This is a genomic window from Streptomyces sp. NPDC015032 (assembly GCF_043080425.1).
Classification (GTDB): domain Bacteria; phylum Actinomycetota; class Actinomycetes; order Streptomycetales; family Streptomycetaceae; genus Streptomyces.
In genome coordinates, this window is the sequence record NZ_JBIBVN010000003.1 from 298418 (window position 1) to 322118 (window position 23701).

At 71.0% G+C, this 23701-nt stretch carries 20 protein-coding genes; 7 read left to right on the forward strand and 13 right to left on the reverse strand.

The window, feature by feature from the left end:
• Positions 1-366: 366 nt before the first annotated feature.
• The 4 genes from otr(A) to ACF08M_RS07165 all read right to left on the reverse strand — a co-directional run bounded on the left by otr(A) (position 367) and on the right by ACF08M_RS07165 (position 5549).
• Positions 367-2247 (reverse strand): tetracycline resistance ribosomal protection protein Otr(A), encoded by a 1881-nt coding sequence (gene otr(A) / locus ACF08M_RS07150; protein ID WP_392184229.1) that lies wholly within the window; start codon positions 2245-2247, stop codon positions 367-369.
• Between the two features lie 448 nt (positions 2248-2695).
• The gene (locus tag ACF08M_RS07155; RefSeq protein ID WP_392184230.1) at positions 2696-3703 is read right to left on the reverse strand and encodes an NAD(P)/FAD-dependent oxidoreductase; all 1008 of its coding nucleotides are present in this window, start codon (positions 3701-3703) and stop codon (positions 2696-2698) included.
• Complete coding sequence (locus tag ACF08M_RS07160; protein ID WP_392184231.1) at positions 3700-3918, reverse strand: hypothetical protein; 219 nt, start codon at positions 3916-3918, stop codon at positions 3700-3702. The genes ACF08M_RS07155 and ACF08M_RS07160 overlap by 4 nt, the downstream gene beginning before the upstream one ends.
• Before the next feature lie 209 nt (positions 3919-4127).
• Complete coding sequence (locus ACF08M_RS07165) at positions 4128-5549, reverse strand: amidase (protein WP_392184232.1); 1422 nt, start codon at positions 5547-5549, stop codon at positions 4128-4130.
• A gap of 144 nt (positions 5550-5693) precedes the next feature.
• Here ACF08M_RS07165 and ACF08M_RS07170 point away from each other — a divergent pair, with 144 nt between their 5' ends.
• The 4 genes from ACF08M_RS07170 to ACF08M_RS07185 all read left to right on the forward strand — a co-directional run bounded on the left by ACF08M_RS07170 (position 5694) and on the right by ACF08M_RS07185 (position 9129).
• Positions 5694-6314 (forward strand): TetR/AcrR family transcriptional regulator, encoded by a 621-nt coding sequence (locus ACF08M_RS07170; protein ID WP_392184233.1) that lies wholly within the window; start codon positions 5694-5696, stop codon positions 6312-6314.
• A 423-nt stretch (positions 6315-6737) separates the two neighbouring features.
• The gene (locus tag ACF08M_RS07175) at positions 6738-7475 is read left to right on the forward strand and encodes an SAM-dependent methyltransferase (protein ID WP_392184234.1); all 738 of its coding nucleotides are present in this window, start codon (positions 6738-6740) and stop codon (positions 7473-7475) included.
• Positions 7476-7703: 228 nt separating this feature from the next.
• Complete coding sequence (locus tag ACF08M_RS07180) at positions 7704-8909, forward strand: cytochrome P450 (protein ID WP_392184235.1); 1206 nt, start codon at positions 7704-7706, stop codon at positions 8907-8909.
• Positions 8910-8940: 31 nt separating this feature from the next.
• Positions 8941-9129, forward strand: coding sequence for a ferredoxin (locus tag ACF08M_RS07185; RefSeq protein ID WP_392184236.1), 189 nt, complete (start codon positions 8941-8943; stop codon positions 9127-9129).
• A gap of 211 nt (positions 9130-9340) precedes the next feature.
• On the opposite strand, the gene ACF08M_RS07190 is transcribed toward ACF08M_RS07185, so the two are convergent.
• The 5 genes from ACF08M_RS07190 to ACF08M_RS07210 form a co-directional block, all read right to left on the reverse strand.
• The gene (locus ACF08M_RS07190) at positions 9341-9961 is read right to left on the reverse strand and encodes an L-threonylcarbamoyladenylate synthase (RefSeq protein ID WP_392184237.1); all 621 of its coding nucleotides are present in this window, start codon (positions 9959-9961) and stop codon (positions 9341-9343) included.
• A gap of 63 nt (positions 9962-10024) precedes the next feature.
• Positions 10025-10963, reverse strand: a complete 939-nt coding sequence (locus ACF08M_RS07195) for a carbohydrate ABC transporter permease (RefSeq protein WP_392184238.1) — start codon at positions 10961-10963, stop codon at positions 10025-10027.
• On the reverse strand, positions 10960-12108 hold the full coding sequence (locus ACF08M_RS07200) for a carbohydrate ABC transporter permease (protein WP_392184239.1): 1149 nt from the start codon (positions 12106-12108) through the stop codon (positions 10960-10962). Before ACF08M_RS07200 ends, ACF08M_RS07195 begins: the two co-directional genes overlap by 4 nt.
• Before the next feature lie 5 nt (positions 12109-12113).
• Positions 12114-13358, reverse strand: coding sequence for an extracellular solute-binding protein (locus tag ACF08M_RS07205; protein WP_392184240.1), 1245 nt, complete (start codon positions 13356-13358; stop codon positions 12114-12116).
• A 248-nt stretch (positions 13359-13606) separates the two neighbouring features.
• Positions 13607-14647 (reverse strand): LacI family DNA-binding transcriptional regulator, encoded by a 1041-nt coding sequence (locus ACF08M_RS07210; RefSeq protein ID WP_392184241.1) that lies wholly within the window; start codon positions 14645-14647, stop codon positions 13607-13609.
• A gap of 125 nt (positions 14648-14772) precedes the next feature.
• On the opposite strand from ACF08M_RS07210, the gene ACF08M_RS07215 reads away from it, so the two are divergent.
• Positions 14773-16896, forward strand: a complete 2124-nt coding sequence (locus ACF08M_RS07215) for a glycogen debranching N-terminal domain-containing protein (RefSeq protein ID WP_392184242.1) — start codon at positions 14773-14775, stop codon at positions 16894-16896.
• Positions 16897-17030: 134 nt separating this feature from the next.
• Here the strand turns inward: ACF08M_RS07215 and ACF08M_RS07220 are convergent, their stop codons facing one another.
• Positions 17031-18254, reverse strand: coding sequence for an AI-2E family transporter (locus ACF08M_RS07220; protein WP_392184243.1), 1224 nt, complete (start codon positions 18252-18254; stop codon positions 17031-17033).
• Positions 18255-18890: 636 nt separating this feature from the next.
• Here ACF08M_RS07220 and ACF08M_RS07225 point away from each other — a divergent pair.
• Positions 18891-19625: a 2OG-Fe(II) oxygenase gene (locus ACF08M_RS07225; protein WP_392184244.1), complete on the forward strand. Its 735-nt coding sequence runs from the start codon at positions 18891-18893 to the stop codon at positions 19623-19625.
• A 344-nt stretch (positions 19626-19969) separates the two neighbouring features.
• On the forward strand, positions 19970-20662 hold the full coding sequence (locus tag ACF08M_RS07230; protein ID WP_392184245.1) for an RraA family protein: 693 nt from the start codon (positions 19970-19972) through the stop codon (positions 20660-20662).
• Positions 20663-20802: 140 nt separating this feature from the next.
• On the opposite strand, the gene ACF08M_RS07235 is transcribed toward ACF08M_RS07230, so the two are convergent.
• The 3 genes from ACF08M_RS07235 to ACF08M_RS07245 form a co-directional block, all read right to left on the reverse strand.
• Positions 20803-21855 carry a polyprenyl synthetase family protein gene (locus tag ACF08M_RS07235; protein WP_392184246.1) on the reverse strand — a complete coding sequence of 351 codons (1053 nt, stop codon included), beginning with the start codon at positions 21853-21855 and terminating at the stop codon, positions 20803-20805.
• A complete protein-coding gene (locus ACF08M_RS07240; RefSeq protein WP_392184247.1) occupies positions 21852-22913 on the reverse strand; it encodes a tetratricopeptide repeat protein in 1062 nt (353 codons plus the stop codon). Before ACF08M_RS07240 ends, ACF08M_RS07235 begins: the two co-directional genes overlap by 4 nt.
• A 399-nt stretch (positions 22914-23312) precedes the next feature.
• A complete protein-coding gene (locus ACF08M_RS07245; RefSeq protein WP_392184248.1) occupies positions 23313-23636 on the reverse strand; it encodes a hypothetical protein in 324 nt (107 codons plus the stop codon).
• Positions 23637-23701: the final 65 nt, after the last annotated feature.

A 23701-nucleotide genomic window follows, 5' to 3' on the forward strand; every position in this document is an offset into this window, starting at 1 on the left:
GTGCATCCTGGCCCGCCGCGGACCGCGGGCAAAGCGCCGCCCCCAGCGGCACCCTGAAGGGCTGTGCTGCCTCTGCCGCCCGACCGGGCCTCCATCCCTCCGGAGGCCCGGTGCCGACGCGAACCGTCAGAAACCCGGTCAGGCGGTGAGCTTGACCAACGCGACGCCGCTGCACGCCGGCACCCCGTCACGGGTGACGACCGCGCGGACCGTCCCCCAACCGGCAGCGGCGTCGTCGTTCGGCGCGAGCCACACGCTGTCCGCTACCGGTTGGAGGAGCGGTTGAACTCGCGCGGCAGGAGATTCGCAAACTCCGCGGCGCCCTCGGCGACGACTTCGCCGCATCCGCCACCGACGGCCCTCAGACTAACGCTCCGCCCGCAGCGGCCGGTCCCCCGACGGCCGTGACCACCACACGCCCTCGCCGCGCGTCAGCCTCGGCAGGCACAGCTCCACGTCCCGCACATGGCGCGCCGGGAGTTCGCCGGTGATCAGCCAGGCGGTACGGCCGCCCGTCGTCTCCCCGAACTCAGTTCCGTACGCGGCGAGCCGGGCCGTCACCGGCGCCAGCGTGTCCAGGGGGAGTTCGACTTCGAAGGCGTGGTACGGCTCGTACACCCGCGTGCCCGCCCTGTCCAGGGCCCGGAGCAGGACGTACGGGGTGAGCGTGCGGAAGTCGGCCGCCGTGCTGTGCTGCGAGGAGAAGCCGGACCGGACGAGCGTGACCCGGCAGTCGGTCACCGCCCAGCCGTGCGGGCCGGAGCGCAGCGTCGCGTGGACCGTGTCCTCGATGGCCTGGTGGAAGGCGCGGGGCAGGGCGCCGAGTTCGGTCTCGTACGCGAAGACTGTGCCCGAACCGCGGGCGCCCGGCTCGACGCGCAGGCCGATCGTGGCCATGCAGTGCGCCTGGTCGAGCCACGGCATCTCCTCATACGCCTCTCCCGTGCCCGCCGGGCGCTCCAGGAACCGCACCCGGCTCGGCTCGAAGTCTGCCTCGATATCGAAGTCCTCGGCGAGCGTCGCCGCGATGACCTCCTTCTGCACCTCGCCGTACAAGAGCAGCGCGGTGGCGCCGGAGCCCGCGGGCCGGGCGTGCAGCAGTGGGTCCTGGTCGGCCAGGGCGAGCAGCGCCGACCGCAGGGGCGCCGCCTTCGCGGGATGCCGTGCCCGCACCAGGGTCTCCAGGGTCGGCGCGGCGAACTGGGGCGCCCTGTCGGTGACCTCCCCGAGCCGGTCGCCGACGCGGATGCCGGGGACACCGCGCAGCTCGGCGATGTTCCCCGCGGTGAGCGAGGGCGCACCGGGCTGCCCGACCACAGTGAGCTCCAGCGCCCGGCCCGCCACCTTTGTCGTGCGCCCGTCGGCCCCGCGCCGCAGGAAGGTCAGTCGCTGGCGGTTCGTCACCTCGCCCTCGTACAACCGGACGTAGGCCCTCCGTTCGCCGCCGGGGCCGGGCCGTACGGCGAACACGGCGCCCCGGGGAGCCTCCGTCGTGCCGCGCTGCTCGGGCGTGGGCGCCGGTACGAATCGGACGATGCCCTCGACGAGTTCGGCCACGCCCTGCCCGTCCAGCGCGCACCCGAAGAACAGCGGATGCATGGAGCCGTCGGCGGTGCGTGCGGCGAGCACGGCCCGTAGGTCGTCCTCGGTCGGGGCGGGGCCGTCCACGAGCGCGGCGAGGATCCCGGTGTCGACCTCGGCGAGGGTGGTGGCCACCCCCGGCGCGGTGAGCGGACGCGGTACGACCCGGGCCTGCGGCGTGCCGATGTCCTCGACTCCCGTGAGCGGCACGACCGACGGAGTGAGCAGGCGCCGGACATCGTCGAGCAGGCCCACCTCGCGGGCGCCCGCCCGGTCGATCTTGTTCACGAAGACGAGCGTGGGCAGGCCGAGCCGCCGCAGGGTCTTCAGCAGGACCCGCGTCCTGGCCTGGACGCCCTCCACGGCGGAGAGCAGCAGCACCGCGCCGTCGAGGACCTCCAGGGCACGCTCGACCTCGGCGACGAAGTCGGAGTGACCGGGGGTGTCGATGAGGTTGATCTGGACGTCGCCGCAGGTGAAGGCGGCGACGGCCGAGCGGATCGTGATGCCGCGCCGACGCTCGATCTCCCCGTCGTCGGTGCGGGTGTCGCCGGCGTCGACGCTGCCGAGCCGGTCGATCACGCCGCCGTCGAAGAGGAGCCGCTCGGTGAGGCTGGTCTTACCGGCGTCGACGTGGGCCAGAATGCCGATGTTCAGGGTGTGCATGTGTGGTCGAGTCCTCGAGAACCGTGAGCCAGTGGGGGCGCTGGGTCGTTCCGAGGAGTCGGCGCATTCGGGGTCTCCCGAGGTTCGGCGGTGTGGTCACGCCCATCATGGCGTGCCTTCGGGCCTCCGCAACCGAATTTCCGAGGCGGGTGGGGCGTCTTCCCGGTGGCCGGTGGGGCGTCTGCGCGTGGCCAGTAGCATGAGGCGCGCAGCCCGTAGTGATCATGTTCAGGCTAGGGACGAGCGACGGAAAGCGGAGTAATTGTCAAGAGTTGTGGTTGGCGCCTCGCTGGACGGTGAGCGGGATCAGCACGACGTGGGAAGTCCTGGATCCGGGCAAGGATGTCCCAGACCGCCAGGCGGGCACCGCAGCGGTGCGCGCAGCGCAGCGCGAGACGGCGTTCCGGCTGGAACTGACTCTGGGCAAGATCCGTTTGAGGACCGACTGCTAGAAGCGGTCGGGACGGCAGCCCGCCAGCACCGGCTCGACGGCGCCGTCGACCAGCTCCCGCGCGACCAGGCGGCCCACGGCCGGGGCGAGCGTGACCGCGGAGTGCAGCACCGCCACGTAGAGGCCGGGCACCTCAACGACCGGACCGACGATCGGCTCGCCGTCGGCCGGCATGGGGCGTACGCCGACCCGGGTGCTGAGCAGTTCGACGTCCGCGGCGCCGCGGAAAGAGGACCGGACGGCGGCGAGAGTCCGTTCGGGCGAGTCTGCGGCGGCGAGTAGCCGGTCCGCGCCGACCTGCCGGAGATCGAAGTCCCGGTTGTTGACCACGGTGCGGACCAAACCGGCCGGAGCACGGAACCGGAAGAGTGTCGCCGACGACGGGGCGACCGGGACGCGTATGCCGAGCGGCGCGCCCAGCGCGGCCGTGGCCACCCCTGCCGCGAGCACCACAGTCGCACCCGAGAGGGGCCCTGCGGCCGTCTCGACCCCGACAACCCGACCCGCGGCGTCCCGGCGGACCGCGGTGACCGGGGCGTCCGGACGGATCCGGGCGCCGTGGGCGAGGGCACCGGCGACCAGCCGTTCGGTCACGCCCACCGGGTCGACGGCGCCGTCACCGGGTGCCCAGACGGCCCACTCCGGGGGCTGCCGCAGGGTGGGTTCAAGCGTCGCCACAGTGGCCGCGTTCACAATCTCCTGCCCGGGCCCCGCCTCCGGCGCGCCGTCCGCCGTGCCCCAGGACAGAGAGCCGGACCAGGTCACCGGGAGTCCCGGCAGCTCGGCCTCGAGCCGACGGTACTCCTCCACCGCGGTCGCCCGCAGCGCGGCGGCTGGACCGGTGCGTACGCCGGACGCTCCGATCCAGGCGAACGAGTCCGCTGTCACGCCTGAGCCCGGCCGCCCGGCGTCGACGAGGGTCACGACGGCACCGGCCCGGGCGGCGTGATAGGCCACCGAGGCGCCGACGATGCCGGCGCCGACGATCACCAGGTCGCTGCTCACCACTGGCTCAGCACCTTGACGACGTTCCCGTCCGGGTCGCGGCCGAAGAAGCAGCGCACGCGAGCCTCCACGTCGTCGGCCTCGACGGACACGGCCGACGGCAAGGAGGCGGACTCGTCGTGGCTCATCAGGCCGTCCTGCTGGAGCTCGGTACCCGTGGAATGGTCGTACCGCTCTGCTACGCGTTCTCCGAGGTACTCATCTCCAGCGATCACCGGCGGACCGTACCTCAGCGTCAGGCCGAGGCGCAGATTTTTTTCGGGCGGCAGACACGACCAACCGCGTCTGGACAAGTCGGTGCCGCGTCAGTCACGCGATCGGCCCGCCAGGCCCTACAGTCGACCCACCGGCCTGGCTTCGCGCCAACGTGACTCATACGCCGATGGCGCGCAGATCAGGTCCGACCGGCCGTGGGCCGCCCGCGTCATCCGGTCCCGCGCGGGTCCACCGGTGTGAAGACGCCGAGGCGGGCCTCCACGGCCTGGGCCGCGGCCAGGCACAGGTCCTCCCGGAACGCGCGCCCGATGATCTGCACACCTGACGGCAGCCCGTCGGCCACTCCGGTCGGCACGGCCACGCCGGGCACGCCCACGAAGCTGGTCACGGTGCACAGACGCATCGCCGAACCGACCCGGTCCCGCCCCGCCCTGTCCCGCGACTCCAACCCCGGCTCGACCGGTGGCTCGGTGAAGACCGGGCCGAGCAGCAATGGGTACTCGTGGAGGAATTCGGCCCAGGAACGGCGGATGCTCATCCAGGTGCCCATCAGTTTCATGAACTCCTCCGCGCTCGCGGGCGGGGTCTGCTCCATCGCCATATCGATGTAGCGGTCCCCGCCGTCCCCGAGCAGCTTCCGCACCGTCGGCCAGGTCCCGGCGAACTCGGTCACGGTGATCCGGCCGTACGCTTCGAGCGCCTCGTCCAGCCGCGGTACGTCCGCCACCTCCCGAACGTCGTACCCGGCGTCGCGCAGCGCCCCGGCCGCGGCCCCGACGGCCGCGCGAACCGTGGGGTGGACACCGTGCCCGCCCGGGTCCGGCACGACCGCGACCCTCACCGGACCCGGGAGCGGTTCGCCGTAAGCCGGGGCCGGTACGGCTCTCGGGTCACGCGGATCGACCCCTGCCAGTACCTCGTACGCCAACCGCAGGTCGCCCACGCTCCGTGCCAGCGGACCGTCGGTCACCAGCATCTGGGACGCGGGCCCGGGGTCGTCGGGGCCGAGGACGCGGTGATCCGCGGGGAACCGGCCCGTGCTCGGCTTCAGCCCGGCCACGCCGCAGAACTGGGCCGGGATGCGCACCGATCCACCGGAGTCGTTGCCGAGTCCGAGCGCCGCCATGCCCGTGGCGACGGCCACCCCGTCGCCCCCGCTGGTGCCGCCCGGGGTCCGGGTACGGTCCCAGGGGTTGACCGTGTCGCCGAACAACTCGCTCCGCGAGTGCATCCCCGCCAGGATCAGGGTCGGCATGTTGCTGTGCCCGATCGGGATGGCTCCGGCCGCGCGCAGCCGTGCCACCGGGGGCGCGTCGGCCGGGGCCACCAGATCACGGAAACGCGGTGACCCGAACGTGGTCGGCACGCCTTCGACGGCGGTGCTCTCCTTCACCGTGAACGGAACGCCCGCCAGCGGCCCCAACGTCTCACCGGCGGCCCGCCGGCGGTCCGTTTGTGCCGCGGCGGCGCGTGCGCGGTCCGCCAGGAGCTGCGTGACCGCGTTCACGTGCGGATTGACCTCGGCGATCCGCTCCAGATGGCTGTCGACCAGTTCGACGGCCGAGACCTGCGCGCTGCGCACCGCCTCCGCCTGGGCGGCGGCCGTCATCTTCCACAGGGCATCCTGCATGCGTTCGTATCCCTTCCCGTACACGTTCCGATGCACTTGCATCGGAACTGTAGCGCGGGAACCGATACTGGTGCATCGAATAAAGTGCTGTACGAGACGGAGCGCCGTGAAACGAGTACCGCGAAACCAGGGAGACGACCGGACATGCCCAGACAGGTCGACCACACGGACCGACGCCGCCGGATCGCGGAGGCCGTCTGCCGCCTCGCCGACGAACACGGACTGGAGGGCGTGACCCTCCGCGATGTCGCGGCCTGCGCGCAGGTGTCGATGGGAGCCGTGCAGCGGTGCTTCCGTACCAAGGAAGAGATGCTCGTGTTCGCTCTCGGGCATATCGGCGAGCGGATCGGCGAGCGCGTGCGGGCCCGCCTCGTCAGGAGTCCGGCCCAGTCGCCCGGCACCGCCCTGGGCCACGCCGTCACCGAACTCTCGCTGCTCCGGGAGGAGCACCGTACCGAGGCCAGGGTCTGGCTCGCCTTCGTCGCGCAGGCGGCTGTCAGCAAGCCGCTCGCCGGGACGCTGAGGGCGAACTACGCTTCCCTGCAAGAGGTGTTCACCCGCCTCATCGAGCAAGCCGATGAGGTGGCCGACCGCGCCGTGCCCCTGGATCCGCAGGGTGAGGCCCGCACCCTGCTCGCTCTCGCGGACGGGCTCACCGCACACGTCCTCATCGGCCACCTCACCCCGCAGGAGGCGCAGGACGTTCTCCACACGCATCTGGCCGGCCTCTGGGGACGACGGGTCCCGCCTTCTCGCGCCGGCTGAACGACCCGGGCCGTCCAGGCGCGCCGACGTTGCGCGATGCGCGAGTTCTGATCGATATGGGTGACGAGGCCCCCCGCCGTCTCGCACGCTGCCGATACGCGCGCTGCGGATGCGCGCTGGACGTCCCCGCATTGCAGGATCTCCGGTCCCGTCGCAACCGGGGTCGGAAATCGGCGGCCGGAACGAGCCGCAATTCCTCAAGGCGTGCGGCCTCCGCCCGTGTGATCGTGGATGGGCAATCAGCCGGATGAACACGGGGGGACAGCCGAGGAGTTGAGTGCGGGGACGCGCATCGGGTGCGACTGGGCGGGAGCAATTGCCCGTGCCGGTGGATCGGTTGTTGTCCGGCGGCCACCGGGTCCTCCGGTCCGGTCCGCGGGAAAACCACGTGCGTGGGGCCTTCGGTGCTGTCAGGCTGCGCCGGTGAACCGTGAACAGATGTCCAGGATTGCCCATGCGAACCACCCGATCAAGTCTCCGCTCGACGACGACTCGGTGCGACAGCTTCTGCGATGTGCCGTCCCACGGGGCGATGAGCGGCTGCTGGACCTGGGCTGCGGTGGCGGGGAGTGGCTTCTGCGTGCCCTGGCCGCGCACCCGCACCTGCGCGCCGAGGGCGTCGACGTCTCCGAGGACGCGCTCGGGCAGGCCCGGGAGGCGGCGAGTCGGCTCGGCGTCCAGGACCGGCTCGTACTGCACCACCAGGAGGCGGCCCGCTTCAGTTCCGCGCGCCCGTTCGATGTGGTGCTCAGCGTCGGGGCCACCCATGCCTTCGGCGGCCTGCTGCCCACCCTCGCGGCGGCGCGCGAGCATCTGGCCCCGGGCGGACGCGTTCTGATCGGCGAGGGCTTCTGGGAGCGTACGCCGTCGCCGGAAGCCGTCGAGATGCTCGGGGACTTCACCGACCTGGCCACCACCGTGGACCGCGTCGTCGCCGATGGATGGACTCCGGTCCACGGGCACGTCAGCACGCGCCGTGAGCTGGATGACTACGAGTGGGCCTGCTGGGGGTCGCTGGCCTCCTGGGCCCTGGACCACCCCGCGGATCCGGACAGCGCCGACGTGCTCGATACGGCCGCGCTCCGTCGTACGGAGTGGCTGCGCGTCTACCGGGACACGTGGGGCTTCGTCGGCCTGGTCCTGCGCCGGACAGCCGACTGACCCCGGACGAGCCGCGAAGCCGCCGCCCGGACGGCGGTCCGTGGAAATGATCCGGATCCCCGGTCCCGCTCGGACGGAGCGCGCGGACACTCCGGGCCGGGGCGCGGTGGCCTCATGGCATGCCTCTGTGACGAGTTGGCCGAACATCGCGTAGACCAATTAGGTGACTGAGGCATCTAGTGGAGAGGGATCGGTAGCACTCCCTCCATTCTGTTTGCGAGGCCCGGCATGGCAGACACCGAGACCGTCTCCTTCCCACAGGACCGTACCTGCCCCTACCACCCACCGACGGAGTACCGGCCCCAGAAGGACGGCCGAACGCCGCTGCCTCCGGTGTCTCCCGCCAGGCTCTTCGACGGCCGCCGGGTCTGGCTGGTGACCGGGCACGCCGAGGCGCGCGTGCTGCTGGTCGACCGGCGATTGTCGGCCGACCGCGAGGACCCCGCGTTCCCGATACTGGCCGAGCGGTTGGCACTGAGCAGCAGGCGCCGAGTCGAGCTGATCGGCGTCGACGACCCCGAGCACAACGCGCAGCGCCGGATGCTGATCCCCAGCTTCTCCGTGAAGCGGACGGCAGCACTGCGGCCGAGGATCCAGGAGACCGTGGACCGGCTGCTGGACGCCATGATCGAGCAGGGCCCGCCCGCCGATCTGGTGAGCGCCTTCGCGCTGCCCGTGCCCTCCACGGTGATCTGTGCGCTTCTCGGCGTTCCGTATGCCGACCACGACTTCTTCGAGTCCCAGTCGCGCAAGTTACTGCGCGGCCCGGGGACTGCCGACGTCGAGGAAGCGCGGGACGCGCTCGACGAGTACTTCCGGGAGCTGATCGAGCGCAAACGGTCCGACCGGGGGGACGGACTGCTCGATGAGCTCATCGCCCGGCAGCTCGACACCGGGGCCATGGGCCGCGACGAACTGGTCCAGTTGTCCGAGCTCCTGCTCGTCGCCGGCCACGAGACGACCTCGAACATGATCTCGCTGGGTACGTTCACCCTCCTGCAACACCCGGACCAGCTGGACCGGATGCGTGCCTCCGAGGAGCTGATGCCCACCGCCGTCGAGGAGTTGCTGCGCTTCCTGTCCGTCGCCGACGGCATCTCACGGCTGGCTACGGAGGACATCGAGGTGGGCGGGGTGACCATACGGGCCGGTGAGGGCGTCGTGCTGTCCACCTCCGCGATCAACCGGGACGAAACCGCGTACCCGGCAGCCGACGAACTGGACCTCGGCCGGCAGGCGCGCCACCATGTAGCCTTCGGCTTCGGGATCCATCAGTGTCTCGGCCAGAACCTCGCGCGAGCCGAGCTGGAGATCGCGCTGCGCACCCTCTTCGACCGGCTGCCGGGGCTGCGGCTGGCGGCACCCGCCGACGAGATCCCGTTCAAGCCCGGCGACACGCTCCAGGGCATGGTCGAACTGCCCGTGGCGTGGTGACCGGAACTCTCCAGGAAGGGAAGGCGTGTTGATGCGGATCAGTATCGACAGGGATGTGTGCATCGGCGCCGGGCAGTGCGCGCTGACCGCGCCCGGGATGTTCACCCAGGACGACGACGGCTTCAGCGAACTGCTGCCGGGCCATGAGGAGGGCGCCGCGGCCCCGATGGCCAAGGAAGCCGCCCGGGTCTGCCCGGTGCAGGCGATCACGGTGGCGTAGCGGCCCCCCTCGGTCCTGCACCGACGGAACGACGGCGACTGCGCGCCGGGGCCGGTACGTCAGGCCCGGCGCGCACGCCTGGTCCGGCGGGAACGTCCTGTCCGGTATGCGGCCGGGTTCACCACCGCCTTCGGCGCGCCTCCCTGCGGGGGGCGGCTGCCGGAGGCCGCGCAGGACCGCATAGAGGCGCCCTGTGGCCGCCGGCGCGGGGCTACTCGAACCGTGCGGTGTCGCCCGACCCGCGGCGCACGATCTCCGGATCACCGCCGGAGAAGTCGATGACCGTGGTCGGCTCGGTGCCGCAGTCGCCCGAGTCGACCACGGCGTCCACCACATGGTCGAGCCGTTCCTTGATCTCCCAGCCCTGGGTCAGTGGCTCGTCCTCGTCGGGCAGGAGCAAGGTGCTGGAGAGCAGCGGCTCACCGAGGTCGGCGAGCAGGGCCTGAGCGACGACATGGTCGGGAATCCGTACTCCGACCGTCTTCTTCTTCGGGTGCAGCAGCTGACGCGGCACCTCCTTCGTCGCCGGGAGGATGAAGGTGTAGCGGCCCGGTGTCGCCGCCTTGATCGCGCGGAACACATCGTTGTCGATGTGCACGAACTGCCCCAGCTGCGCGAAGTTCTGGCACACCAGGGTGAAGTGGTGACGGTCGTCCAGGTTCCGGATCGACCGGATCCGGCTGATGCCGTCACGGCTGCCCAGTTGGCACCCCAGCGCGTAACAGGAGTCGGTCGGATACGCGACGAGTGCGCCGGACCGGATGCTGTCGGCCACGGTGCGGATGGTGCGCTGCTGAGGATTTTCGGGGTGCACGTCGAAGTACTTCGCCATTCGCCGAGTCTAGGCGATCGAAGACATCGCACCCGGAACGGCGGGGCCCGGTGCGGCTGTAGCTCATTCCTTGACCGCGCCCGCGTTGGCGCCGCTCACGAAGTAGCGCTGGAAACAGAAGAACAGCGCGGCCACCGGAAGGGTGGACAGCAGAGCCGCCGCGAGCTTGAGCGGATACTGCGTTCCGCCGCCGAGTCCGCCCGAGACGAAGCGGGCCAGGCCCGTTGTGAGAGTCTCGTACTGGCCGGACTGTGTGCTGACGAGGAAGTGCGTGAACTCGTTCCACGACCCCTGGAACGACAGGATGGTCAGGGTGATCAACGCCGGCCTGGCCATCGGCAGGACGACGGACCAGAAGATCCGGAACACCCCCGCCCCGTCGATCCGTGCGGCCTCCTCGACCTCGCGCGGCACGGACTCGAAGAACTGTTTCATGATGAAGATGCCCGCCGCGTCCACCAGCAACGGGAGGATCATGCCGGTGTACGTGTCGAAGAGCCCGAAGGTGTTCAGCACCAGGAACTTCGGGATGAGCAGGGCCACTCCGGGCACCGCCATCAAGGCGAGCACGAATCCCAGCAGCACCGAGCGGCCCCGGAAGCGCAGCCGCGCCAGTGCGTATCCGGCCATGGAGTCGAACAGCACCCGGCCGGCCGTCACCAGCACCGCCACCAGCGCCGAATTGCCCAGCCAGCGGAGGAAAGGCACCCCGTCGGCGGCCTGGCTCAGGCCGAACAGCCGCTGGTACGCGGCCGTGGTCGGCGTCGTGGGCAACAGGGCCAGTGGATGCGTGGCGGCGTCCGGATCCGTCTTGAAGCCCGTCACCAACTGGAGGACGAACGGCAACAGATAGAGCAGCCCCAGCCCCAGTACCGCGGCATACCCCACCAGCCGCCACGGCAGGCGGAAACGGCTCAGGACGGGACGTCCCCGGTCGTGCGGGACGCGGCGGCCCGGGGAACGCCGAGCCCGGTCGGGCACGGCTGTACCAGCGGCGGTCATCGGTTCCTCCTGGTGCGTACGCCACGCTCCCGCAGCGCCCAGCGCTGGAACGCGGTCAGGACGAGGATCAGGGCGAGCAGGATGAAGGCGATCGCCGAGCCCTGCCCGAAGTCCGCGTTGTCGAAGCCCGCGGAGTACGACAGGAAGGCGGGCGTGAGCGTCGTGTTGCCCGGAGCGCCCTGGCCCATCACATACACCTGGTCGAAGACCTGCCAGGTGGAGATCAGCCCGAGCGTCAGCACCAGGAACAGCACGGGGCGCAGCGCGGGCAGCGTCACGTGCCGCAGCATCTGGCGGCGGTTGACTCCTTCCATGGCCGCCGACTCCTCCAGCTCGCGCGGGATGTTCTGAAGTGCCGCGAGGAAGATCAGCATGAACGAGCCGGAGGTGGTCCACACGGCGAGCAGGATGAGTGTGCACATGGCGACCGAGGGACCCGAGAGCCATTCGAACCACGACAGCCCCAGTGTGGAGTGATCGGCCAGCAGCCCGGTGGGGTGATCCGGATCGACGATTCCCAGTCCGCCCAGGGCCAAGGAGAGCACCCCGCGAGAATCGGCGAACCAGTTCGGTCCCTTGACCCCGATCCAGGACAGCATGGAGTTGACGGCTCCGCTGCCCTGGAAGAGGAAGAGGAAGACCGTGGAGACGGCGATGGCGCTGGTGATCGACGGGAAGAAGAACGTCGTACGGAGCGCGCCGCGCCCTCGTAGGAGTCTCTGGTTGACGATCAGGGCCAGACCCAGTGCCAGTACGGTCTGCAGGGGAACGGTCAGCAGGACGTAATAGGCGTTGTTGCGCAGGGACGTCGCGAAGAGCGTGCGGTCGAGACCGTCCTGAGTCAGGAGCGCCCGGTAGTTGTCCAGACCGACGAAGTCGGCCTGGCCGGAGAACGGGTTGGACTGCCCGTCCCAGTGCAGCAGGCTCACCCACAGAGCCATCAGGATGGGAAGCACCATGAACAGGCCGAGGACGAGCACCATGGGGCTGACGAACAGCCAGCCCCAGGCGCCCTCCCCGCGAAGGCCCGCGCGCCGGGCGCGGGCCTTCGCGGGCGTGCCGGTTTCGCCGGGTGCGCTGTCAGGTGCGCCGGGCGAACCGGTCGTGCGGGAGGCCCCGCCAGCGGGGATCGTGCGGATGGGCATGGAGCTCAGTTGCCCTTCGTGAGCGCCTGTTCGCCATTGCGCTGAAGGCCGGCGAGGATCTTCTTCGGGTCGGTGGTGCGCAGAGACTGCAGATCGGTGTTGAACTGGCTCAGGACCTTGTCGAAGCCGGCGATGGTCACCGGGCCCTGTGCGTAGGCACTGCCCTCCACCCAGGCGCCGGCGGCCGGCTGCTTCTCGGCGTACTTCTTGAGGGCGCTGGTCCGCGACGGCATGACTCCGAATGCGTCGGCGAAGTCGAGCTGCTGCTTCGCGGAGGTCAGGTGCTTCACGAGGTCGACTCCCGCATCGCGGTGCGCGCTGTCGGCGGCGACGCCCCAGCAGTTGCTGAAGGCGAGGGTGCCCTTTCCGGCCGGTCCCTCGGGCAGCGGCGCGACGGCGTACTTCACATCGGGGTAGTCGAGCTTCATGCCGCCTTCGAGCCAGTTGCCCTCGATGGTCATCGCGGCCTTGCCCTTGCCGAGCGCCTCACCGCCCCAGCTGGTGTCCACCTGCTTGGCGAACTTCATCGAGCCGGACTTGAGCAGGGACTGGACGAAGCCGAGCCCCTTGGCGTTCTCCGGGGTATCGGCGGTCATCTTCTTCTGGCCCGGGTCGGTGAGCCAGCCGCCCGCCTGCTTCATGAAGACGCCGAGCCGCTGGTACTCGTCGCTGGTGACCAGCCCCGTGACGCCGTTGCCGGTGAGCTTGTCCGCGACGGTCCTCAGCTCCTCCCAGCTCTTCGGGTAGTCCTTCTCCGTCAGCCCGGCCTTCTTCCACAGGTCGGTATTGATGGCGAGGGCGAGGGTCGAGGTGTCCTTCGGGAGACAGACCAGCTTCCCGTCGTACGAGAACGAGCTGCGCAGCTGCGCGGAGAAGTCGTCGGCGTCGGATATCCGGTCCCCGTAGGGGTAGAGCGAGCCGCCCTTCGCGTAGTTCGCGAACTGGTCGGAGTTGACGTAGAAGACGTCCGGCGGCTTGTGCCCGGCGAAGGACTGGGCAAGCTGCTGGTTCATGTCCTTGGCGATCTCGACCGAGACCGAGTTGCCCGACTTCTTCGCGTACGCGGCGGCTGCGGCCTTGACCGCCTGGGTCTCGGCGTCCCCCGAGGTGGCGATCAGTACCGTCAGTTTCTGCTTGGCGGCCTTGTCCTGCTCCGGCTCCTTGTCGCTGCCGAAGCTGGATGAGCAGCCGGTGGCGGCCAGGAGCGCCGCGCAGGTGGCGAGGGCGGCGACGGCCTTGCGGGTTGCCATGAATTTCTCCAGGGGGATAGGACGTGCGGCTCGGTTGCCCAGGAAGGGCGTGTGGTGCATCGGCGGCCCGCGGTCGGGCCGTCGGCCCGTGAACGGGTGCGGGGGGGTGGTGGTTCAGGGGTCCTACGTGGACGTGCTGTGACGTACGACGAGGGGCGGTTCGAGCAGGAAGGGCGTGTGGTGCATCGGCGGCCCGCGGTCGGGCCGTCGGCCCGTGAACGGGTGCGGGGGGTGGTGGTTCAGGGGTCCTACGCGGACGTGCTGTCACGTACGACGAGGGACGGTTCGAGCAGGACGCGCTCGGGCGGAGCGCCGGGTCCCGACATCCGGGCCAGCAGCAGCCGGAAGCATTCGCGGCCGACGGCCTCCAGCGGCTGGGCGACGGTGGACAGCCCGGGGGACAGGAGCGCGGCGGTGGGGGAGTCGTCGAAGCCGACGACCGCGACATCCGTGCCCGGCACGGCTCGTCGCTCCCGCAGGGCCTGGTAGCAGCCGAGCGCGAGCATGTCGCTCGCGGCGATCACAGCCGTGGCACCTCCGTCGAGCAGCGGCCCGACAGCGGTCTGCGCCGAGGCGATGTCATCGACGCTCTGCGCCCGCCTGCCGCGCACCGGAAGGCCGTGCCGCTGCATGGCGCGCTGCCATCCCATGGCGCGGTCGTCGCCGACCCCGGAGCCGCGCGGCCAGCCGAGGAACGCGATCCTGCGGTGCCCCAGGCCCACCAGATGCTCGACCGCGGCGTCGGTGCCCGAGGCGCCGTCGACATCCACCCAGTCGCCGATCTGCCGGCCGGACCACATCCGGCCGAAGCCCACGAACGGCACACCGCGCTTCTCCAGCCAGGCCTGGCGCTGGTCGCCCCGTTCGGTGCCGCTCAGCACGAATCCGTCCACGCTGTGCAGGTCGAGGAGCTCCTCGTACCCGTCCAGGCCGGCGCTGCCCGGAGGTGAGGCGAAGAGCAGGATCCGGTAGCCGGCCTCGTCGGCGGTCTGGGACAGGGCGTGCAGGAACCGGTCCATGACCGGCGCCGAGGTGCCGGGGGCGGTGGGCCGGATGCCGTACCCGATGAGCTTGCTGGAGCGGGTGCGCAGGGTCTGCGCCGCTCGGTGCGGGCGGTAGCCCAGCTCGTCGATGGTGCGAAGGACCCGGTCCAGGGTCTCCGGGCGCAGTAAATCGGGCGAATTGAGCGCGTTCGACACCGTCTGCGGAGAGACTCCGGCCCGCCGCGCGACCGTGGCCAGGGTTACCGAAGCGGCCTTGGGTGCGGGGCTGTTGGGGGTGCGGGGCATGAGCGTCTCCGGAACCGGTTGTGCGAACGAGTGAGTTCATTGGAGCGTTCCAAAAACGTTGTCAACGCCCTGAGGTCGTCGTTAGGGTTCTTGGAACGCTCCAATGCCTGAGAGGTTCTGCTCTTTTGGACACCACTGTCAAGACCCACGATGTAACAAACTCCGCGGCGGGGGCCGGTCCGTCGGCCGAAGGTCTCCAGCCGTTCCTGCATGACGCCTGTGTGACGCTGTACGCCCCGAGCTTCGCGATCTCGCACGCGGACGGCCAGATCGACGGCGACGCCGACGGCTTCTACCACGGCGACAGCAGGGCACTTGCCCGGCTGACCGTCGCGGCGGACGGAATCGTGCTCGCCCCGGTGGGCGGAGCCCTCGAGGGAGCGGACCGTGCGGCCTTCCGTAGTGTGCTGCGCGGGCTGGGCGAGGAGACGCCGGACCCGGCAGTCACCCTGCACCGGCGTCGCCGCGTCACGCCCGGCCGTCTGGAGGAGACCCTCGAAGTCGGCAACGCCGGGGGCCGGCACGTCCGTGTCCGGCTGATCGTCACCGCCGGGACGGACCTCGCCCCGATCGAGCGCGTCAAGTCCGGATACGCGCGAAACCCCGTCACCGCCACCGTCGCCGGGGGCGGACTCGACTGGTCACGGGACGACATCGCCGTACGCCTCACCAGTTCCCCGGCGCCCGCCGCGGTCGACCCGGCCGCCGGACGGCTGGAATACGAGCTCGAACTCGCCCCCGGGTCGTCATGGAGCGCGGTACTGCACTGCGACGCGGCACACCAGGACGGCGACCAGTTCCCCGCACCCCCTGCCGACAGCCTGCCCTGGCGCACGCCGCGACTGCGCAGCGCCGACCGGCGCTTCGATCACTGGCTGAGTCAGTCGTCCGCGGATCTCGACCGGCTGCGGCTGACCGACCCGGAGAACCCCGCCGACCAGTTCCTGGCCGCCGGGGCCCCCTGGTTCCTCACCCTCTTCGGCCGCGACTCCCTGTGGGCGGCCCGGATGCTGCTGCCGCTGGGCACCGGTCTCGCCGCCGGTACGCTGCGCACCCTGGCCCGCAGGCAGGGCACGAAGTCCGACCAGGGCACCGAGGAGCAGCCCGGCAAGATCCTGCACGAAGTGCGCCGCGCCACCCAGGACTTCAACGAGAACTTCTCCCTGCCGCCCTGCTACTACGGCACGGTCGATGCCACACCCCTCTGGATCACCCTGCTGCACGACGCCTGGCGCTGGGGCCTCGCACCCGATCAGGTCGAACAGCTGCTGCCGCACGCGGAGTCCGCCCTCGCCTGGATGCGCGACCACGGCGACGCGGACGGCGACGGCTTTCTGAAGTACATCGACCACACCGGCCGGGGCCTGGCCAACCAGGGCTGGAAGGACTCCGGCGACTCCATCCGCTACCGCGACGGACGCCTCGCCGCCTACCCGATCTCGCTCTGTGAGGTCCAGGCGTACGCCTACGAGGCGGCGCGGGGCGGCGCGGCCCTGCTGCGCGCCTTCGGCCGGCCCGGCGCCGACCGGTGGGAGGAATGGGCCGAACGGCTGCGCGACCGCTTCCGCAGCCACTTCTGGGTGGAGGACGAGCGGGGACCGTACCCGGCCGTGGCGCTCGACGGGCAGAAGCGGCCGGTGGACTCGGTCACGTCGGGCTTCGGACACCTGCTGGGAACGGGCCTGCTCAACCAGGAGGAGAGCGCTCTGCTGGCGGCCAGGCTCGGCGCGCCCGACCTCGACTCGGGCCATGGCCTGCGGACCCTGAGCAGCGACTCCGTGGCCTACAACCCGTACGGCTACCACATCGGTTCCATCTGGCCGCACGACACGGCCATCGCCGTGCATGGCCTGGTCAGGGCAGGATTCCCGGAAGCAGCCGCGTCCCTGTCCGAGGGGCTGCTGACCGCGTCGGCGGGCTTCGACGCACGGCTTCCCGAACTGTTCGCCGGTCACGGCGCGGCGACCGACGCCCGGCCCGCGCCCTACCCCGCGTCCTGCCGCCCGCAGGCCTGGGCGGCGGCCTCGTCCGTCATGATCCTCCAGTCGGTGCTGGGGCTCTCCGCCGATGTCCCCGGCGGAACGCTCACGGTCGCGCCCGGGTTCGCGGAGGCCTACCGTCCGCTGAAGGTCGAGGGGCTCGACGTCGCGGGCGGGCGACTGGACATCTCCGTCGACGCCGACGGAACGGCGCACGTGGACGCGCCGGAGGGCCTGGTGGTGAAGAGGCAGCACCTGACGCCCCGCTGACGGTCCGATGCGCCCGGTCCGAGGCAGGACCCCGTGGGGCGGGGCGAGGTCCCGCCTCGGACCGGGCGGCTCACGGATGCGGTGCCGTCCACCACCTCGGCGCACGGTCCATGCGCACGATCCACGCGCACCGCTCACGCCTTCGGGTACGCCGGCCCGCGTGCCCGGCGCAGGGCCTGATGGACCGACCAGACGACCGATACGAGCGGTACGGCCACCACCGCGCCCAGCACTCCCGCCGCGATGGCGCCGCCGATCACCGCGAGTGCGACCACGACCGGGTGCAGCCGGACCGCCCAGCCCATCACGAGCGGATGCAGGAGGTGTCCCTCGATCTGGCCGATGACCACGATCAGCGCGATGACGACGGCGGCCACGACCGGGCCCTTCGACGCCAGAGCCACCACGGTGGCGACGGCGAGGGCGATCGGCGAGCCGATCAGCGGAATGAAGGCGGCGAAGAATTCCAGCAGCGCCAGGGGAAGCACCAGCGGCACTCCGAGCGCGAACAGGGCCAGGCCCACGAGTACGGCGTTGGTCGCCGCCACCAGGATGATGCCGTGGGTGTACCCGGTGAACGTCCGCCACGCCGCCCGGCCCGCGATCGCCACCCGGGTCCGGGCGGTCTCCGGAAGCTGGTCGCAGAACCACTTCCACTGCCGATCGCCCGAGTGGATGAAGAAGACGGAGCAGAACAACGCGAGAGCGATGACCGTCACCACCTCCACCAGCCGGCCCAGGCCAGTGACGGCCGTGCTGATGAGGGCGGAGCGATGGCTGGACAGATACTGTCCGACATGGGACCGGACGTTGTCGAGCGTTCCCCGGTTCAGCCGGAACGGCGGCTCCTCCAGCCAGTGCTCGATCCTGTTGAGACCGTCGCCGAACTCCCGCTCCAGTCCGGCGCGCTCTCCGGCGACCGTCTCGCCCACCAGGCTCAGCACACCGAGGACGAGGACGATGCTGCCGAGCAGCGCCACGGCGACGGCGAGCGGGCGTGGCGTCCGGCGCGCCAGGAGGTCGGCGACCGGGCGCAGCACCGCGGTGACGACCAGGCCGAGGAAGACGGCTGTCGCCACCTCGTGGAAGCGCCCCAGCACCGAGAAGACCGCGTACACGACGGCTCCCACGACGAGGATCCGCCAGGCGTAGGCCGCGACCGTCCTGAGCGCGGCGTTCACGCGCGGCTCGTCCCGAGGGCCGGGAGCCGTCGCGAGTCGCACGCCCGTGTTGCGGGCCGCGGGGCGGGACACGCCGCGCAGCGCCCGGCGTGACGCGGCGCGGATCCGGTGCCGTCGTCCTTCGGACGGTGCGCCGGGGTCCGTGTTGTCGGGCTGCGGATGCGATGGCCTGGGCATTCCCTGCTGGTACCAGGAAGGGCCGTGTCGTTCCGGGGCGGCGCGGCGGCATACGCAGGATGTCACCCCACGGGCGGAGTCACGGTCACTCGAAGTTCGGGGACGTGCCCCGGCGGATGCGGCGCCCGACGTGCCGGAAATCCGGTGGGGGTCCGCGCGTCGGCGCCGATTCGCCCGGCGTGGTGCGTACGGCGCTCCGGCAGGACCCCATACGGATTCGGCGGCCGGGCCGCCGCCGCTGACGGAAGCGGGCACGCGGGATTCCGCTGGCGGATCGCCGGGACTTCGGCCTCAAAGTACGGCAAGGCACGGCACCGGAGTCGTCGGGCCCGGGCGACGCCATACGCTGGTCCTGTCTGCCATGACGCCCGCTGAATCCGTCCGCGGGGCCGGCCGGCAGCACACGCACCGGGGACAGCGTGCCGTCCGAAAACCACCGGACGGATCCCACCGAACGCCGCAGACTCGTTCATGGGCCGGCGCCCCGCAAGGAACGTCCGATTGATCCTCGGCACGGCCACGGATGTCCCGCCGGGTGGACTGCGGCCGGCCGTCGAGAAGTCTCCGACGACGGGGCGGCCGGGGGGCCGTCCGAACGGTCGGCCCCCATCAACCGCGTACTGAGGAAACAGACCCGTGACCGACACAACGACACACCCGGCCGGAACCCTGGCCGACCGGGTCGGTGCCACCGACTGGACCGCACTCACCGACGAAGTCGACGCGTACGGCAGCGCGCCGACCGGACAGCTGCTCACTCCCGACCAGTGCCGCGCGATCGCCGGTCTGTACGACGAGACCGAGCGCTTCCGCACCACCGTCGACATGGCCCGCCACCGCTTCGGCTCCGGCCAGTACCGCTACTTCACCCATGATCTGCCCGAAACGGTCCGGGAGCTGAGGGCAGCGTTCTACCCGCACCTGCTGCCGATCGCCCGCGAATGGGCCGGCAGGCTGGGACGGCCCGCCCCGTGGCCGGACGGGCTGGAGGAGTGGCTCGGCATGTGCCACGAGGCCGGGCAGTCCAAGTCCGCCCAGATCCTGCTGCGTTACGGTGCCGACGACTGGAACGCCCTGCACCGGGACGTCTTCGGAGACATGCTCTTCCCGCTCCAGGTCGTCATCGGACTCGATACGCCAGGCATCGACTACACAGGTGGCGAGTTCCTCATGACCGAGCAGCGCCCCCGCGCCCAGTCCCGGGGAACGGCCACCACCCTCCTCCAGGGGCACGGGCTGGTCTTCACCACCCGCGACCGTCCCGTCGCCTCCCGGCGCGGCTGGTCGACCGCGCCCATGCGGCACGGTGTCAGCACCGTCCGTTCAGGGAGGCGCCGCACCCTCGGCCTCGTCTTCCACGATGCCGCATGAACGACCGCACCGGGGCCCGCCGAGTACTGGGCCGCCGCATCCGTACGCCACTGGTGCCGCGACCGGCCGTGTTTGCCCGGAAGGAGCGTCGTCCAGTACGTGCGAGCGCAAGACGGCCCGAAGTCCTTGGACGGGGTCTCCGGCTGCTCGGACGAAGCCGAGAGCTGGGGAAGGAGCCACCGGGGCTGCTGGCCACCGTGGCGTGCGTGCTGGGCGGCTCGTCGGCTGATGCTTCCCGTCCTCCCGTCGACGGGCCTCGCCCGCGCCAGTAACATCACGGCCCCAACCCGCTGTTGTCGCCCACTGCCGACGTGCGACAACGGCACATTGCCAGGGAGAACATCATGCTGAAGATCTTCGACGACCTGTCCACACCACTGGTGGCCGATGCCTGCCTCCGCGTCGATGTGCCGCTGCGTGCCGCGCCGGCTGGCATCGGCGCGGTGATCCCCGGCCACCGGATCGCGGGCCGGGCACTGCCGGTGCGGCACTACGGCAGCGTGGACGTATTCCTGGAGGTGTTCGGCAGGGCCCGACAGGGGGACGTGCTGGTCATCGACAACGGCGGCCGGCCGGACGAGGCATGCGTCGGGGATCTGGCGGTACTCGAGGCCGAGGCGGCGGGCGTGGCGGCCCTGGCGGTGTGGGGGCTGCACCGGGACACTCCGGAACTGGTGGAGATCGGCCTTCCCGTGTTCAGTTACGGCAGCCACCCGCTCGGCCCGGTCCGGTTGGACGAGCGGGAGCCCGAGGCGCTGACCACGGCGCGCTTCGGCCCGCATCTGGTGAGCGGGGAGGACCTCGTCTTCGGCGACGAGGACGGCGTGCTGTTCGTCCCGGCCGGACGCGCCGAGGAGGTGCTGGCGACCGCGCAAGCGATCCGGCAGACCGAGCGCGAGCAGGCCCGCAGGATCAGGGCGGGCGAGACACTGCGCGAGCAGACGTCCTTCGACGGCTATCTGGCACGGCGCTCGGCCGATCCCTCGTACACCTTCCGGCAGCACCTGCGGCGGACCGGGGGAGCCATCGAGGAATAGTCCGCGCCCGGCGGGTTCCCGGGGGACCGGTCCGTTCTCCGGTCCCGTTGGGGATATGCCGGTGGCCGGATCCCCGGTGGCGGGGCTCCGGCCACCGGCACGCCGGCGTGACATCCGGGGGAGGCCGGGACCCCGCCGGGTCACACGGTGCGGTCGACGAAGAACGGGAGCAGCGCGAGGATGTCACCGAGCGCGGCCGGGGCCAACGGAACGCTTTCCAGGCTGCGACGTGCGCTGTCCAGGTGCTGGTGCGCCTCCGCCAGGGTCGCGGCGCGCCCACCGGCTTCCTCGACGAGATCGGCTGCCCGGCGGGCGGTTGCGGCATCGAGCGGACCGTCGGTGCCGAGAAGCGAGGCGAGGTGCCGTGCGGCGGGGTGGTCCGTGGCCAGGGCCGCGAGCACGGGGTACGTCTTCTTCAGCCGACGCAGATCCCCGTGCACGGGCTTGCCCGTGATCTCCGGATCACCCCAGATTCCGAGAAGGTCGTCGACGGCCTGGAACGCCACCCCGAGATGCCGCCCGGCCCCGGCGAGGGCGTCGACGGTCGTGGCCGGGGCTCCGGCCAGTACGCCGCCCAGCCCCGCCGCGCAGCCGAGGAGCGCGCCCGTCTTGTGCTCGGCCATCCACCGGTACTCCTGCGGCCGCACCGCTTCGGGCCCGGTCCAGGGCCGGGTCTCGAAGAGCAGGTCCTCGGCCTGACCGCGCACCAGGTCGGTCAGTGTTGCGGCGAGATGCCGAACCGCCGCCGCGCCGTGGACACCGGGCGCCTCGGCCAGCGTCTGTACGGCCAGGGCGAAGAGCGCGTCGCCCGCCAGGATCGCGGGGCCGGTTCCGTACGCCTTCCAGACGGTGGCGCGCTGTCTGCGGGTCTCGTCGCCGTCCATGATGTCGTCGTGGAGGAGGGAGAAGACATGGATCAGTTCGACGGCGACCGCGCCGATGACGGCGTCCTCCGCGGGTGCTCCGGCGGCCTCGGCGCCGAGCAGCGTGAGGGCCTGGCGTATCCCTTTGCCCTGGGAGCCCGGGACGGGACTGCCGTCCGCCGCACCCCACCCGAGGGAGAAGGCGGCCATCTCCGTGTGCCACGGGTGCAGACGCTGCACGGCCCGCACGAGCGCAGGGCGTACGAGGTCCCGGCAGCGGCCGAGGATCTGCGGGGCCGGGGTCTGCTGGGTTACGGACGCTGGTGTCATCGCTGTCCGCTTTCCTCGTGCGTCCGGCCCCCGGCCGGTGCCACGCCGAGTTCGGCATACGCCTTGTCCACCATGTCCCGGGCGTTGAGCAGCCCGATCCGGCTGAGGGTGCGGCGCAGCTCGTCCAGATCGGCGGCGGTCTCGTCGAGGCTGCGGCCCAGCCGGGCCTCCGACTTGACGAGACCGAGCCGGGACAGCGCCTCGCCCCGGGGTTCGGCCATGGCGCGGAATTCGGCGAGCGCTTCCTCGTAGACCTCGCGTGCCTCCTCGTAGCGGCCGGCGCGGTAGAACACGTTGGCGCGCATCTTGTGGTTGTACGCAAGTGCACTGGACAACTTCATCTCGCGACACGTGAGTTCGGCTTCCGAAAGCAGGGCCAGAGCGCGCTCCGGATCGTCCCGCAGGGAAATGATGTCGGCCATGCCGCGCAGGGCCCACGCCCGGCCGCGCCGGTCGTCCGCATTCCCGGCCAGTTCGGCCGCCTCCTCGAACATGGCCAGGGCACTGTCGAGCGATCCGGTGTTGCGGTGGATCTGTGCGATGCCCTCCAGGGCCCACACGGTGTGGCGTGCCTCGCCGCGGGCGCGCGCCTCGGCGAGCAACTGTTCGTGCAGGGCCGCAACGGTCTGGTAGTCGCCCTGTATTCGCCCCGTCTCGGCAAGGCCCGCGAGGGAGTAGCCACGGGCGACGATGTCCCCGCCGCGTTTGCCCATATCGGCCGCGAGTCCCAACAGCCTGAATGCCAAACGGAGTTCACCGCGCTGCCGGGCGAGTGTCCCGCCGCTCCACAGGGCCCATGCCATCGCCCCCTGGTCGTCGGCCGAGCGGGCGGCCCGGTAGCTGGCCTTCCATGCCCGGTCGGCGTCCTGCACATTGCCGAGCCTGCGATGTGCTTCGGCCACTGCCAGCCCGCACCGTGCCACCTCCTGTTGCGAGCCGGTGAGTTCGGCCTCCCTCAGGTGACGTTCTCCTGCCGCCAGTACATCCGTGAGAGAGGAGTTCACCGACATCTTGGTGAGGGCGCCTTGGTATTCGGGCGCCAGTGCCTTGCTGTGCATGGGAGCCTTTCGCGCGCGACCGGACCGACGGCAGAGTGACTGTTCTCTTCATGTATGCATTCAATGCATAGTCGACTGGTGGCCGGACCCGGGCGCTCGTGGAGGTCGGACGTGGCTTGTCGCTTGCGGCGAACCGCCTTGCTGTGGATCAAGACGGTGCACGCGCGCCCGAGGTTGCTCCGCGGTCAACGGAAGTCGAACAACGCCCGTCCCGAACGTCGGTGAGTCCGCGTCAGGCCGGGTGTGGCTTTCATGCCGGGAGCGGTGGCCCCGTGCCGGAGGCCGGTGTTGAGCCGCCCCGGCCGCCGGAGTGCGCCGTGCGGCCGGGGCGGCTGGGAGTGCCAGGCCGATCAGGGCAGCCGCAACATGACCCAGGGGATGCTGTCGCCGGAATCCGCGTCACTTGTCGAGCGGTCTGCCCCACGAGGAGGGGGCTGCCGCGGCGAGACCGGTCCGGGGGACCGGGCGTCGCTCGTCATGCCAGACGGCGGTGAGCGGAACGCCGAACGGGAACTCGATGTCGGAGCCGTCCTCGAACGAGACGACCACATGTGTGTCCGGACCCGCCGGGTGACTGTCGACCCATTGCACATGTTCCACCACGGCCGTCAGGCCCCCGTCCGGGTCGACGAGCCGGTAGCCCTCGTCCACCTCCTGGGACCGCACGGGCAGCAGAGCCGGCTGGTGCTTTGCCGCTTGCGCGTTCCGGTAATACGTCGTCATCCGGCCAAATCTACCCGACATCGGCTTTCGCCGAGTCGTACGGCCGCAATCGATTCGGCGGTGCC